The following is a 15,274-nucleotide window of genomic DNA, read 5'->3' on the forward strand; positions in this document are numbered from 1 at the left end:
ATGAACATAATTTCTCTTTCCAAACCATAGCATAAAAAACTGCTATCGAATAAAATGCCATGTCACAAATTTAAAAAAACAGGCAAGGATTTTTCATAGCTGATGAGCAGCGGTTTTATACATCTCAATATTCACTCAGAGTTTTCCATTGTTGATTCGACAATCCGGGTCAAGCAAATCGTTGCTCATGCTCAGCAAAACAATATACCGGCTATTGGTGTTTGTGATTTGAATAATATGTTTGTTGCGGTGAAATTCTACAAAGCAGCGGTTTCTGCTGGTATTAAGCCGATTTTAGGTGCAGAAGTGTTGGTTCTGGATGAGCATGAGAACATGTATTCAATGACTTTTTTGTGTATGAATCATCAAGGTTATCTCAATTTAAGCGAGTTGATTGCTCAGGCTCATCAGAATGGTTATTACAAAAACCGACCGATGCTAAGGGAGGAGTGGATTGCGAGTCATCACGAGGGTTTGATTGCCATCAGCTGCAATCAAAGAGGCGATATCGGACAATTGGTTCTTGAGAAAAAGCTGGAACTGGCTTCTGAAAAGATTGAAAAGTGGAAAAGAATTTTTAGCAATCGTTTTTATCTGAGCATTGCCCGAGTGAACCGCTCGGATGAAAAATGGCACAATGAGGCGACAATTTACCTTGCAGCTCATCATGATGTCGCGTTAGTGGCGACCAATGATGCCCGTTTTCTCAAGCCTGAGGACTTTAATGCACACGAAGCAAGAGTTTGTATCAATCAAGGTTTAATAGTCGCTGATCCTCGTAGAGAGAAGAATTACACCCGAGAACAGTTTTTGGCAACGCCTCAGCAAATGCTGGAGAAGTTCGAGGATATTCCACAAGCCCTGCAAAATAATGTTGAAATTGCCAAACGCTGTAATTTTGGATTTGAGTTTGGTAAATATTATCTACCGGCTTTTCCAATTCCTGAAGGCGAAACCGAGGGTGAATATTTCCGCAGAATTACAAAAGAGCGCCTGAAACAATTTTTACAAAAAAACGGAACAGCAAAAGGATTCAGTGAAGAAGATTACTACGCCCGACTGAAATTTGAAGTCGATATTATTCTGCAAATGGGCTTTCCGGGATACTTTTTAATCGTTGCCGACTTCATAAACTGGTCAAAAAATAATGAAATTCCGGTTGGACCGGGCAGGGGTTCGGGAGCCGGATCTTTAGTTGCTTTTGTGCTAAAAATTACTGATTTAGATCCGTTGAAATACGAACTGCTGTTTGAACGATTTTTGAATCCGGAAAGGGTTTCCATGCCTGACTTTGACGTGGATTTTTGCATGGACAGACGGGATGAAGTGATTGAATATGTCACCAAAACCTATGGAGCGAATCAAGTTAGCCAGATTATCACATTTGGAACCATGAGTGCCAAAGCGGTGGTTAGAGATACCGGTCGGGTTTTGGGTTACCCTTATCCGATGGTCGATGGAATTGCCAAATTGATTCCGAATGATTTGGGAATTACATTGCCCAAAGCTCTGGAAGAATCCCGTGAGTTGAGTTTGCTAAAAGAAACTGATGAAGATGCGGGAGAATTGTTGGATATGGCTTTGCAATTGGAAGGCTTGACCCGAAACACCGGAAAACATGCCGGTGGTGTAGTGATTGCTCCAAGCAAACTGAGCGACTTTTGTCCGGTTTATAAGGACAATCATTCGGAAGGAATTCTCAGTCAGTTCGATAAGGACGATGTGGAAACCATTGGCTTGGTGAAGTTTGACTTTCTCGGATTAAGAACTCTGACAATTATCGACAATGCAGTTCGAGCTATCAATGCCACTTATAAGCATCCGGTTGACATCAGCAAAATTCCACTCGATGATAGCAAAACTTTTGAGCTGTTAAAGAAATGCCAAACCACAGCGGTTTTCCAGTTGGAATCCGGCGGTATGAAAGCGTTGATTGAGCGGTTGGTTCCTGACTCGTTCGGTGAAATTATTGCACTGGTGGCGTTGTACCGTCCCGGACCGCTGGATTCGGGAATGGTTGATACCTATGTGGAGTGTAAGCACGGTCGCAAAGAGCCCGATTACATGCACCCTGAAATTGAGGAAATTTTAAAACCAACTTACGGCGTGATCCTTTATCAGGAGCAAGTCATGCGTATTGCTCAGGTGTTGTGTGGTTACTCATTGGGAGCTGCGGATATTCTGCGGAAAGCCATGGGTAAGAAAATTCCCGAAGTGATGAAAAAACAGGAAAAAACATTCGTCGATGGAGCGGTGGAAAACAATGTTGATGAATCCTTAGCCAAATACATTTTCAGTATGATTGAAACCTTTGCCGGCTATGGTTTTAACAAATCTCACTCGGCCGCTTATGCCTTGATTGCCTATCAAACCGCTTGGCTGAAAGCCCATTATCCGGTTGAATTTATGGCATCCGTTTTATCAGCGGATATGGATCACACCGATAAAGTGGTTCATATCATTGAAGACATCAAGTCGATGAAAATCCCTGTTCTCAAGCCTGACATTAACCATTCCGATTATTATTTCAAAGGGACCAAGGAAAAAGACGCTATTGTTTATGGCTTGGGTGCGATTAAAGGTGTTGGTAAAGGTGCAGTTGAAAGTCTGATGCTGGAAAGGCAGAATGACGGCGAGTTCACCTCGATTTATGATTTCTGCGTGAGGGTGGATTTACATAAAGTGAACAAACGAACTTTAGAGGCGTTGATTTTATGCGGTGCTTTTGATGAGTTACATCCGAACAGACAAGCACTCATGCAAGGCATGGAAGGTATAATCAAAGCTGCATTGCAGAAAAATCAGGACGAAGAATCCGGACAATTTGATTTATTTGCCATGTCCTCAGTGAAACAAACCAACGAGATGCCAATCCCGTTACCTGAAATTGATGATTTTGAGGAAAACCAAAAACTATTTCATGAACGAGATATGCTCGGTCACTTCATGAGTTGCCATCCTGTTTCTTTGCTCAGAGAATGGTTATCAGCCATTATTCCACAAACCATCTCATCAGTTTTGGCACAAAAACCAAAAGATATTACACCGACTGATAATGATGAAAATCGCAACCGTAAATTTTCGGGAAAACCTGTTGTTGTTGCCGGATTGATAAATTCCGTCCGAGTCAGAAATGAAAACTCAGCGACGGTTTTGATTTCTGATGAGGAAGCCGAAATTGAAACCACTTTTTTCCGAGAAAGTTATTTTGCCAATCAGGAAAAGATGCTCAAAGATGAAATTGTAATCATCACAGGCGATGCCGGAGTTGATAGTTTTTCTAATCGTTATATCATTCGTGCTAATCAAATTCTCACTCTTAATGAAGCCATCGCGACCTATTGCAGTAAAATCGGCTTCATCACTTCCACACCTGATTATCAAAAATTCTCACAGCAGCTAATCAATTTGATAGAAACTCATGGTAAAGGCAAAGCGCGGATTTATATCCATCACGAACAAAATGGCATTGTTTCAAATATTAAACTCGGCGAAAACTACAAAATTCGTCCTTCGTGGAAACTTTTAAATGAAGCTGGATTATTGCCTCAAGTTGAGAAAGTCATCATTAAATAAAAAAAGCCTGTGGTAGAGTTAAACTCTCCACAGGCTTTAGTTTCATCAAACTTTAGAAGTTATTTATTCTTCGTCAGTTTTATTGATTTTGGCGGAATCTCCGGCTTTCATGATTGAAATATTTTCCGGTTTGAAATATTTCTTCACAGCCATATTCACTTGTAATAGGGTTAAATCTTCGATGGCTTTTTCGAATTTTTTATCCCATTGCATGTTTCTGCCTAAATCTAGGTTTCCTGCAAGAGTACGAACCAAACGACCATCTTTGGCGCGGTCAATGCGAGTGTTTTGCAACATGCCTTTTTTCGCATCATCCAGTTCTTGCTGGGTGAAACCACCTTCAATCACTTTGTCCAGTTCTTCTTTAAAGCCGATTTCCACTTTTTCCAGATTTTCAGGAGCACAGATGGCATACGCACCAAATGTTGCGACTTCATCATAGGAACTGGCATTGAAGAATGAACCGGCACCATAACTCAAACCATCTTGCTGTCTCAGACGATTCGCCAGACGGCTGGAAATAAATCCGCCACCGAACATTTGATTCGCCATTTCCAGAGCCGGATAATCGGGATGATTGTCATCCATCTTGATTTTCACCATCGCTGCGAATGCCGCTCCGGCTTTGTCAGGCGTATTGATAAATTCATTGACACTATCCACTTCCGCCACTTTGTTTGGAATTCGGCTGTAAGGAGTTTGACTGTTCCATTTGCCAAGTGTTGAATTCAGTTTTTCCTGAATGGTATCAATATCAAAGTCGCCGACGACTCCGACGTCTGCATCCTGAGCACCCATGATTTGTGCGTGGAATTGTTTCAAGCTGTCGGTTGTTACCGCATTAATCGCATCAATTTCCTCATCAATGCTCATGGAGTAGCGTGGATGACCCGGTTCAAACGGATTGAGATATTTGCTTAATTGTTTGAAAACCTGTGCTTGAGGTTGCTGTTTTTGCTGTTCTAAAGCGACAATGCGTTCTTGCTTCAATACATCCAGTTCTTTTTGATCAAATACCGGAGTCTTCAGCATTTCATCAACCAAATCGAGAACTTGTGGAAGATTTTCACGAACAGTTTTAACAGAAATAGAAGTTCCGGTTGAGCTTCCATAAACGGATACATCCGCTTTTAATTTGTCAAACTCTGCCTGTAATTGCTCGCGTGAGTATTTCTCAGTTCCACGATTCAGCATGGACGAAGCAAAGCTGCCGATCATGCCTTTGTTGAATAAATTTTCTAAGTTACCAAAGTCGAGATTGATATTGACAACAACAGATTCTCCACGAGTTTTCTTAGGAAGATAAATAACTTTTGCGCCGTTATTCAGATTTTTCAATGTTGTGCGACTGTCAATGTTATCGTGTGTCGGATCAAAGTCTTCACCTTGAGCAATGGCTTCGCGTCCTTTGTATCCGTCCAGCATTTTCGCAATATCATCTTCGCTGAGATAAACTAGAGAGTCAGCACGATCAGGCTCTTGTTCCGGTAAGAATAAACCTAAAGTACGGTTGTCATTGACCAGATACTCTTCTGCAACGCGTTGAACATCTTCCAAGCTCACATTTTCCATGCGGTCGCGATTCAGGAAGAATAATCTCCAGTCACCCATACCAACCCATTCACTCAGATTTTTAGCAATTCTTTCAGAAGATTGGAAACTTAATTCAATTTCTTTGATAATTTTTGCTTTTGCATTTGTTAATTCTTCTTCAGTGATTGAGTTTTCTTTGATGTTTTCCAAAGTTTCGATCATTGCTGTTTCAGCCGGAGCTATGTCATTGTCTTTCGCAACTTGTGCCATGAACGTAACAATTCCCGGCTCAGCCCATTGGAATGGAAAACCAAATGCATTCGCTGCCAATTGTTTTTTAACCAAATTTTTGTGTAAACGTCCAGATTTTTCATCAGAAAGAATATTCGTCAAAATTTCCATTGCCGGGAAGTCTTCATGGCTTCCGGCAGGAATGTGATACATCGATGCCAAAACCTGAACATCGCCCGGACGACGAATAGTCACTTGTCTTTCACCATCCTGAATTGGATCTTGTGTATAAAGTTTTGCCAGTTTTCTATCAGGGCGTTTTAATTTACCGAAATACTTTTTGACTAACTTGATAGTTTCTTCTTCATTGATTTTACCGGCAACAACCAAAACAGCATTATCCGGTTGATAATATTTTCTGTAGAATGCTTGTAAATTGCTGATATCCACATTTTCAACATCGGAGCGTGCACCGATAGTGCTTTTACCATAGTTGTGCCAGTCAAATGCAACGGACATCATACGTTGAATCAAAACACGGATTGGGTTGTTTTCACCATTCTCCATTTCGTTTCTGACAACGGTCATTTCGCTATCCAAATCTTTTCTGGCAATAAAAGAATTCACCATTCTGTCAGACTCCAAGTCCAAAGCCCAGTTTAGATTTTCATCAGTTGCAGTGAATGTTTCAAAATAATTGGTGCGGTCAGTCCATGTTGTTCCATTCGGCTCTGCACCGTGGTCTGTTAGTTCTTTGGGAATATCTTTATGGTTGGGTGTTCCTTTGAAAACCAAATGCTCAAGTAAGTGAGCCATACCGGTTTCACCGTAGTTTTCATGCTTGGAACCAACTTTGTAAGTGATATTTACGGTAATGGTTTCCTGTGTCGGGTCTGGGAATAGCAAAACCTGCAAACCGTTATCCAGTCTGTATTCTGTAATTCCTTCAACCGAAGTAATTTTTTCAACTCCCTTAGGAAGTTTAGCTAACGTCAATTGTGAGACTGAAACCAGTACCAATAATAACGTCAATTTTATCCTGTTTAACATTAATGTTTCCTCAGTTATTTAAAACTTCTGATTTTACCGAAAGATAATGTTTGAAACACTAGTCCATAAGTCATGGATTGCTGATTATTTTGTTTCTTAATGATAGATTTTCCATGACTTGTTAATCAAAAAACATGTCATTCGCCATATTGTTTTTCTAGGAATCATTCAATTATAATAAAAAGTTATCATCTCAAGATTAATGCAAGTTGGGGAGCTTAATATGGAAAAAAATATAATCATTTTATTTATTTTAATAGTTATTGCATGGTGGCTTCTGAAAACACCTTCATTTACGGACTCAGTTACCAATACTGAAATTAAATATCAAATTAGATATCCGACAGGTTCTTCGGATGATGATTTGCCGATAGTTATAGCTCTTCATGGTAATGGAGATACGGTAGAAAACTTTTATAAACATACTTTTGAAGGGTCTGGTGTTCATGCCAGAGTGATTCTGATTGAAGCCCCTGATAAATACTGGCCCTATATACAACACGAACTGCAACGATACAGTTCTACAATAGCATCTTTTGCAGAATATGTTTATCAAGAGTATTCTCCTTCACATAAACCTTTGCTGTTAGGTTACTCAGGAGGTGGAGTTGTTGCTTATTATTCTGCTTTAACTGAATGTAATCGTTATTCATTAATTATGCCGATTTCAGGCATGTTAAGAAAAGATATATTGCCAGACAATATCAATACAGATTATTCATGTAAAGTGAAGGCTTATCACGGAAAGACTGATAATGTCGTCAGTTTTAGCGGGGGTGAATTTGCAATTTCTGAAATACAAAAACACACTAACTCAGCTGAACTTGTAAGTGTGGATGGAGATCATCATGTTATTTTCAGAGATTATAAAAAAATGATTCTTGATGATATCAAATATCAGTTGGTTACTGATTAATTACTGAGTAATTACTATCTCAGCAAGGCTTTAAAAAAATTTCTTTAGTTGCATAGCATCAGGTACAGGGCAAGCTAGCCCTGATAGAAATACCAACTAATTTCGGAACTGAGAAACAATTTGAATTGACTGGATCTCAGAAATTCAAAAAAACAAACAGGCAAATATTCAAAAAGGCATAGCATTTGAATGCCTGTTATTAAATGAGAAATTAGTTGGATACTTTGTTTGAGTTTTATTATATTTTTTTTAACTTATACAATAAATCCAAAGCCTGGCGTGGGGTTAAATCATCCGGATTGATTTGTTTAAGTTCTTTTTCTACGGCAGATTCTTCAGGAATGGCATCGAAAAATGAAGTTTGAACTGGAACGGGTTCATTTGAATGATTATTTTGTTCTAATTGTTTGAGTGTGGACTTGGCATTTTGTAAAACTTTTGAGGGGATTCCTGCCAAAGCCGCAACTTGTAATCCATAAGAGCGTGAAGCCGCACCATTTTTTACGGAATGTAGAAAAACAATGGTATCTTTGTGTTCAATCGCATCCAGATGCACGTTGGCAATGTTATTAATTTGTTCATCCAGCTTAGTCAGTTCAAAATAATGAGTGGCAAATAATGTAAATGACTGGTTAATTTGTGCCAAATGCAATGCACATGCCTGAGCCAAAGCAAGACCGTCATAAGTGGATGTGCCACGACCGATTTCATCCATGAGAACTAACGAATTTTCTGTGGCATTGTGTAAAATATTGGCAGTTTCGGTCATTTCCACCATAAAGGTGGAACGACCTTTGGTGAGATCATCTCCGGCACCAATCCGGGTAAAAATCCGGTCAATTTTGCCAATTTTTGCCGATTTTGCCGGAACATAACAGCCAATCCCTGCCATCAATACAATCAAGGCATTTTGACGCATATAAGTCGATTTACCACCCATATTCGGACCTGTAATAATCAGCATTTGCGTATCTTTATCGAGTTTCAAATCATTTGGCTCAAACGGTGTGTTTTGAATTTGCTCAACAACCGGATGGCGCCCTTTGTGAATTTCGATACAGTTATCATCAGTTAATTGCGGACGACAAAAATCTAAAGTGCTTGCCCTTTCTGCAAGATTGGTAATGACATCGAGTTTTGCAATATTTTGAGCGGTCTTTTGCAAGTAAGCAATATCATCAGCAAATGACTCCAATAATTCCTGATAAAGCTCTTTTTCAAATGCTAAAGATTTTTCTTTGGAGCTGAGAACTTTATCCTCAAATTTTTTCAATTCAGGTGTGGTGTAACGCTCCACTGCTTTCAGGGTTTGACGGCGGATATAATGTTCCGGTGCTTTGTCCGAATGCAGCTTGGAAATTTCAATATAATAGCCGTGCACACGATTGTAGCCGACTTTCAGAGCTGAAATTCCGCTGGAATCTTTTTCTCCTTGTTCAAAATCCAGCATATATTGGCTGGCATCGGTGCTGATTCGGCGTAGTTCATCCAGATCAGAATGATAACCGTTGGCTATCACTCCGCCATCCCGGATCACCATCGGTGGATTCTCTGTGATGGCTTTATCAATCAATTCGATAATATGACTATGTGTTTGCAGGTTATTATTGAGATTATTGATTTCATCATCGTTAATTTGATTGAGCAGTTGTTTAATCGGATCAATTTGTTTCAATGATTGCGATAAAGTTATTAAATCCCGGGGTCGAGCGGTGAGCATGGAAATTCGCGTGCTGATGCGTTCGATGTCACCAATGCCTTTGAGAATGTCCTGAATTTCTATCGTCAAATGATTCTGCATAATTACTGTGATGAGATTCAGACGCTGATTCAGTCTTTCACGATTTTGCAAAGGCTGTTTAATCCAGCGACGCAGTTTCCGTGACCCCATAGCTGTTGTTGTACAATCCAGTAGTTCACAGAGAGTGTGTTTGGTTTCGCCGTGATTGTTGATTTCAATTTCCAGATTTCTTCGTGTTCCTGCATCCAAATGCAGAAATTCATCCAATAATTCGGTTTGAATCGGTTGAATGTGTTTCATCACGGATTTTTGCGTGTGCTCAATGTAATTGAACAAACATCCTAAGGCATTCACTGTCGGCGAAGATTCCTCCAAGCCAAAACCTTTCAAATCCTGCGTATGATAATGCTTGCAAACGACCAGCATGGCGGTGTCTTTATCAAAATCCCACGATGGTCTTTGCGAAAGCGGAAACTGGCTCAATTCATTAATTAAGCTACAATCTTCCTCAAGTAAAATTTCACTCGGAGCCAGTCGTTCCACTTGAGCCAGCAAAGTTTCTTTGTTAGCAACTTCCAGTACGTTCACTCTGCCGGAGCTGAATTCACAGGTTGCCAGTCCGTAACCATTTTTATGGCTAAAAATTGCAATGAGCAGGCTTTCATTGCGGGCATCCATCAAGGCTTCTTCAGTCACGGTTCCTGGAGTAATAATGCGAACAACCTTACGTTCAACCGGTCCTTTGGATGTCTTTGGATCGCCGATTTGTTCACAAATTGCAATCGATTGTCCTTTTTTTACTAATTTTGCCAGATAAGGTTCGACTGAATGATAAGGAACACCACACATGGGAATTGGCTTGTCATTGCTTTTCCCACGATAAGTCAAGGTGATATCGAGCAACTTGGATGCTTCAATCGCATCATCCATAAAGAGTTCATAAAAATCACCCATGCGATAAAACAGCAACATATTCACAAAATCGGCTTTGATTTTGAGGTATTGTTGCATCATCGGAGTGTGTTGTGTCTGACTCATATCACTGAAATATTTAATCCTTGTTTTGAGAAAGTCTTAGTTTGAAAAAAATGTAAGATTTTAACTGATTCATCCGTCTTTTGGGTGATAGAATGTCTAAATCGGAAGAATAATTATAAATCATGAAGAATATTAAAAAAATAATTAAATTCATCAAGGATAACAAATGGGCGTCCATATTATTTGAAATTTCAATCATTGTGGCGATCCTATGGGCTTTTTCCTGGTATCAAAATCGTGGAACTTTAGCAGCAAATGAACAGCCTGCACCAAACTTTAACCTGAAGTCTTTAAGCGGTGAAAATTATCAATTATCAGACCTCAAAGGTAAAAAAGTGGTGGTTTATTTTTTTGCACCTTGGTGCAATGTGTGCCATCTGAGTGCCAGTAACTTGAATGATTTGCGCGAAGCAAGAACGAATGATGAGCTGGAAATACTGGCAGTTGGTTTGAGTTATGAATATCCGGCTGAAATTCAGGATTTTGCCAATGAATTACAATTGAATATTCCTGTCCTTTATGGAACGAATCAACAAATGGAAGATTATCAAATCAAAGGCTTTCCGACCTATTTTGTAATTGATGAAGATGGTCGGGTGACGCACCGTTCCGTGGGTTATTCGACAGAAATTGGTTTAAGATTAAGAACTTAACTGGAGAAGCCAATGAACACAATTCTCGCAACTATGAGATTACCTTTCCTGATATTAACACCGGTTTGTATTTTTCTGGGAGTTTCGATAGCAATTTTTCAAGGGATTCAGGTGAATGTATCAACAGTGATTTTGATTGCATTAGCCGCTCTATCTTCACATATTAGCGTGAATACTCTGAATGAATATTTCGATTTCAAAAGTGGTTTGGATGCAATGACACAACGCACGCCATTCAGTGGTGGGAGCGGAGCTTTGGTTGCCAATCCGCAATCATTGAGCCATGTCTTAATAGTGGGAATGTTTACTTTATTCGTGACTGTTTTGATTGGCTTGTATTTTGTTTATCAACTGGGATTTGAAGTTTTACCGATTGGATTCATAGGAGTCATATTGATTGTGACATACACCTCATGGATTAATAAAAGTCCGTTGATTTGTCTGATTGCTCCGGGTTTAGGCTTTGGAATTTTATTCGTAGTCGGAACGGTTTATGTTTTAAGCGGAGAGTTTGCCCAATTATCATGGTATCTGGCTTTAGTTCCGTTCTTACTGGTGAATAATTTATTATTGCTCAACCAATATCCCGACATCAAAGCCGATCAAAAAGTCGGCAGAAATCATATTCCGATTGCCTATGGTGTGAAAACTGCCAGCATCATCTACACTGTGTTTTCACTTCTGACATTTGGGCTGATTATTGTTCTTGTAACTTTGGGAGTGATTCCGAAACTGAGTTTAATAGCTCTTTTACCTTTCCCATTGGCAATTAATGCCATCAGAGGCGCATTTCGTTATGGTGAACATATTGGCCAATATCCGCAAATTTTGGCAATGAATGTGATTACAACTCTCAGTGTCCCCCTTTTACTTGGAATTTCTCTGCTTTTGTAAATAATTCAGCTGAACTTCCGATGATGAAAAGAGTCGAAAAATTGTAAATAACAATACTTGGGGACAAAAAATGCTTTGGTTACTTCTTACAACTCAACTCAATGTGACAACAGTTGACTGTCAGCAACTTTATCAGCAACACCTGGAAACCGATATGAAACTTTCCTATCAGAAATTCGACCAAACCGAAGGTTCCGGATTCAGAGCACTCGCAAAACAATGTAAAACCGAAGCCGTTCAGCTTGTAAAAGATTACATCAAAGCAAATAATTCCCAAGAAGACTCATTACGCTGGCACATTGCACAACTCTTAGGCGAACTTGGGAATTTTGACGAAGCCATCCAATATGCCCAATCAACAATTAGAACTGAAGAAAGCGATGGCTTTAACTGGAACGACTATGTCCTCGGTTATATTGCCTACTGGCAAAATGATATTAAAACCTTGCAAAAACAAATCGAAACCCTTGAATCCGCATCCGCACACTTTGGCAATGTAATGAATGCCAATCTGTTAAAGACATTTCTGGAAGAGTTAAAAAGCGATAATTGTTGATAAGTGATTCATCGTGTATGTTACTTTTCTTTACTCATTTAAAGCAAAGTAACCAGAACTTTATTTGGAAAGAATTTTGATGACAACTTCAAAGGCGAGAATCATGGATATTTTGAGACAAAACTAATCAATTCATCTGGCATTTTTATTCCATGCGTACTAATATGTAATACATTCAACTACAATAATGTGATTTCTTATGAATATTACCAGCATCCGGATTCCAGAAGAAATGGAAAAGCCATTGGAGGCCCTCTCAAAAAAGCTGGATAGAAGTAAAAGTTATCTGATAAATCAGGCAATTAAGGAGTTTATTGCCCGACAAAGTCTGGAAGACTCCAGATGGCAGGATACGCTGCAAGCGTTGGAGTCTATCATGTCAGGAAATTCCATTGATGAAGAGGATGTCAATGCATGGCTGAATAGTTGGGGTACTAAAAATCGTCTTTCAACACCAAAGTAATGAAGATAAAGTATTCGCCGGAGGCGGTTACAGATCTTCAAAGAGTGGTGGATTTTGTTGAAAAAAAATCCGTATGCTGCCCGTCGAATCGCAATAGATATTCAGGAAGGTGTGGAGAAGTTAAAAATATTTCCGGAAATTGGGCTGTCTGTAATGAGAGCACCAGGTCCATCACAAATTCGTGATTTGTTTATAAACGACTATACTGTTCGTTATCTGATAACTGAAGAAGCGATTTATATATTGAGAAACTGGCATGATAAAGAAAATGAACGAAACTTATAGTATGTACCAGAACCTAAAACAAAAAAGCCATTTTATGGCCAATCCCGAGCATGAAAACGCTGGCAGATTAGCTTCACATTATGCATCAATATGAACGAATACTTAATTGGGATGATATATCACTATCCTAAAGACTATGAAAATTGGTTAAAGGGATATGTGGAAGACTATGAAGCAGCTACTGCTGTCTACATAGACGCACCTAATGAGAAAGCTGCTCTCGATTGGGGTTATGAAATAGCAACTGCCTTATTAAACTTTGTTAATAATTCAGATGGGCTAACACTTGAGCAGTTTCAGCACCATTGCTGGTATATTGAAGATCCTGAAAGTTGTGACTGGTCAAGAATGCTTGATAGTTTTTTACATGTCAAACATGGTGAAATGCCTAATCTGAATAATATGATTGTAAAGTAGAAGTGTATAAATGCTCAACAAGTTGCCATATCCGACTATTTGACGCATCACAGCAAAAACTATCAACAAGTTAGCTTGTACCTACGATGTTATTTGGAGCGGGTTGGTTGGGCTAAGTTTGTATAGCCAATTACCCAATTATCATAGTAATAAATCACAGAATCGTTGGGAGATTGTCTCTTCGCTCAGTATGACGGCGTTTTTTTATCCCCTTTACTCTCACCGAAATATTTCTGAGAATTTGGATTTACGAGGTATTTATGTTTGAGCGAAGCGAGTTCAAATACCTCGCCAAATTTTCGGAAATATTGAGGGAAACCGCAGGTTGAGAGTTCGGGGCACCCTTTTTTGGTTACTTTGTTGGGTGGCAACAAAGTAACATTAAAGAAAGACTATATTCCCAATCAAGTTGGGAATGACTTATTCGAAATTTTCTGATTTAAGTCTGGAATCTGGAATCACCCTTGATTCGGTAAATACCTCACCAACAATCCAAAATCAATTTGATTTAAATCCTTTTCAGGAATTTGCACCGGCAAATCAACCACATATCCTGAACCTGGAGCGTAATCCAACTTTTCGCCTTTTTTGCCAATCATGTCTGTCAAATTGAAATTGACGTTACCTGTCGGAGTCATCAGTTGCAAATTGTCGCCAACCAGAAATTTGTTTTTGACATCAATTTTTAATAAGCCGGCATCTTTGTCATAAGACATGACTTCGCCGACAAATTGTTGTTTGTCGCTACCCGAAAATCCGGATTCGTAGTTTTGGAATTCTTTGGTAGGATGGCGACGGTAGAAGCCTTCGGTAAATCCACGATTTGCCATGCCTTCCAGAGTGTCCATCAATCCCATGTCGAATTCACGACCCGCAAGTGCATCGTCAATGGCTTGGCGATAAACCTGAGTGGTTCTGGCGGCATAGAAGTGAGATTTGGTGCGACCTTCAATCTTTAGCGAATCAATTCCCATGTCGATTAATGTCTTGACATGCTGAACCGCACGCAAGTCCTTGGAATTCATGATATAAGTTCCGTGCTCGTCTTCATAAGCCGGCATCAATTCACCAGGACGACCTTCTTCTTCCAGTAAAAACATCGGATTCTCATCGTCATTTTCATGCGGTTTATGATGGTTTGTTCCAGAGGATTGATGAATCGGAATCACATCACCGGTATCAGATTCTTCAGCTTCCATAGCATTGTATTTCCAGCGACAGGAGTTGGTGCAAGCCCCTTGATTGGAATCACGATGTGTCATGTAACCTGACAATAAACAACGACCGGAATAAGCAATACACAAAGCTCCATGAACAAAAACTTCCAGTTCGATATCAGGACATTCTTGACGAATCTCCCGAACCTCATCCAGAGATAATTCTCGGGATAAAATAATTCGGGTTAAACCCATAGTTTTCCAGAATTTAACCGTTGCAAAATTCACTGCATTGGCTTGTACAGATAAGTGAATCGGCATCTCCGGCCACTTTTCCCGAACCATCATTATTAAGCCCGGATCAGACATAATCAAAGCATCCGGATTCATGGCAATGATTGGTTCCAAATCATTCAAATAAGTTCGGACTTTATTATTATGTGGAGCCAGATTGGAAGCCAGAAAGAACAATTTATTCAGGCGGTGTGCTTCTTCGATACCTTCAGCAAGTCTTTCGACATTTTTGAAATCATTTTCACGCACACGCAAAGAATATCGCGGTTGGCCCGCATAAACCGCATCTGCGCCATAGGCAAATGCATATTGCATGTTTTTATATGTCCCGGCTGGGGATAGGAGTTCGGTAGTTTTCATGGCTGGCAATACTAATGAAGTGGTGCTGATTAGTCAAATTGTTAGTTGATAATTGTTATCATTTGGAGATGTTTTGCATTAAAAGTGAAGATGATAGTATCTTCATTTTT

At 39.5% G+C, this 15,274-nt stretch carries 11 protein-coding genes; 8 read left to right on the top strand and 3 right to left on the bottom strand.

The features are described 5' to 3' along the window. Nucleotides 1-102: 102 nt before the first annotated feature. The gene (gene dnaE, locus R3F25_03355) at nucleotides 103-3,576 is read left to right on the top strand and encodes a DNA polymerase III subunit alpha (protein ID MEZ5495851.1); all 3,474 of its coding nucleotides are present in this window, start codon (nucleotides 103-105) and stop codon (nucleotides 3,574-3,576) included. 63 nt (nucleotides 3,577-3,639) lie between these two features. Here dnaE and R3F25_03360 read toward each other — a convergent pair whose 3' ends face one another. Further along, nucleotides 3,640-6,390 carry a pitrilysin family protein gene (locus R3F25_03360; protein MEZ5495852.1) on the bottom strand — a complete coding sequence of 917 codons (2,751 nt, stop codon included), beginning with the start codon at nucleotides 6,388-6,390 and terminating at the stop codon, nucleotides 3,640-3,642. 223 nt (nucleotides 6,391-6,613) lie between these two features. Here R3F25_03360 and R3F25_03365 point away from each other — a divergent pair, with 223 nt between their 5' ends. Beyond that, nucleotides 6,614-7,306 (top strand): hypothetical protein, encoded by a 693-nt coding sequence (locus R3F25_03365; protein MEZ5495853.1) that lies wholly within the window; start codon nucleotides 6,614-6,616, stop codon nucleotides 7,304-7,306. A 238-nt stretch (nucleotides 7,307-7,544) separates the two neighbouring features. Here the strand turns inward: R3F25_03365 and mutS are convergent, their stop codons facing one another. After that, on the bottom strand, nucleotides 7,545-10,085 hold the full coding sequence (gene mutS, locus R3F25_03370) for a DNA mismatch repair protein MutS (GenBank protein ID MEZ5495854.1): 2,541 nt from the start codon (nucleotides 10,083-10,085) through the stop codon (nucleotides 7,545-7,547). A gap of 122 nt (nucleotides 10,086-10,207) precedes the next feature. Here mutS and R3F25_03375 point away from each other — a divergent pair, with 122 nt between their 5' ends. From R3F25_03375 to R3F25_03400, 6 genes are all read left to right on the top strand, one after another. Further along, nucleotides 10,208-10,738, top strand: a complete 531-nt coding sequence (locus R3F25_03375) for a TlpA disulfide reductase family protein (protein ID MEZ5495855.1) — start codon at nucleotides 10,208-10,210, stop codon at nucleotides 10,736-10,738. 12 nt (nucleotides 10,739-10,750) lie between these two features. After that, nucleotides 10,751-11,632, top strand: a complete 882-nt coding sequence (locus R3F25_03380) for a prenyltransferase (protein MEZ5495856.1) — start codon at nucleotides 10,751-10,753, stop codon at nucleotides 11,630-11,632. 70 nt (nucleotides 11,633-11,702) lie between these two features. After that, on the top strand, nucleotides 11,703-12,188 hold the full coding sequence (locus tag R3F25_03385; protein MEZ5495857.1) for a hypothetical protein: 486 nt from the start codon (nucleotides 11,703-11,705) through the stop codon (nucleotides 12,186-12,188). Nucleotides 12,189-12,387: 199 nt separating this feature from the next. Continuing rightward, nucleotides 12,388-12,651, top strand: coding sequence for a ribbon-helix-helix protein, CopG family (locus R3F25_03390; GenBank protein MEZ5495858.1), 264 nt, complete (start codon nucleotides 12,388-12,390; stop codon nucleotides 12,649-12,651). Between the two features lie 57 nt (nucleotides 12,652-12,708). Beyond that, nucleotides 12,709-12,936, top strand: coding sequence for a type II toxin-antitoxin system RelE/ParE family toxin (locus R3F25_03395; GenBank protein MEZ5495859.1), 228 nt, complete (start codon nucleotides 12,709-12,711; stop codon nucleotides 12,934-12,936). 90 nt (nucleotides 12,937-13,026) lie between these two features. Next, nucleotides 13,027-13,353: a hypothetical protein gene (locus tag R3F25_03400; GenBank protein MEZ5495860.1), complete on the top strand. Its 327-nt coding sequence runs from the start codon at nucleotides 13,027-13,029 to the stop codon at nucleotides 13,351-13,353. Nucleotides 13,354-13,811: 458 nt separating this feature from the next. Here the strand turns inward: R3F25_03400 and yegQ are convergent, their stop codons facing one another. After that, nucleotides 13,812-15,164, bottom strand: a complete 1,353-nt coding sequence (yegQ, locus tag R3F25_03405) for a tRNA 5-hydroxyuridine modification protein YegQ (protein MEZ5495861.1) — start codon at nucleotides 15,162-15,164, stop codon at nucleotides 13,812-13,814. Nucleotides 15,165-15,274: the final 110 nt, after the last annotated feature.

The sequence above is a fragment of the Gammaproteobacteria bacterium genome, assembly GCA_041395445.1.
Classification (GTDB): domain Bacteria; phylum Pseudomonadota; class Gammaproteobacteria; order Xanthomonadales; family Marinicellaceae; genus NORP309.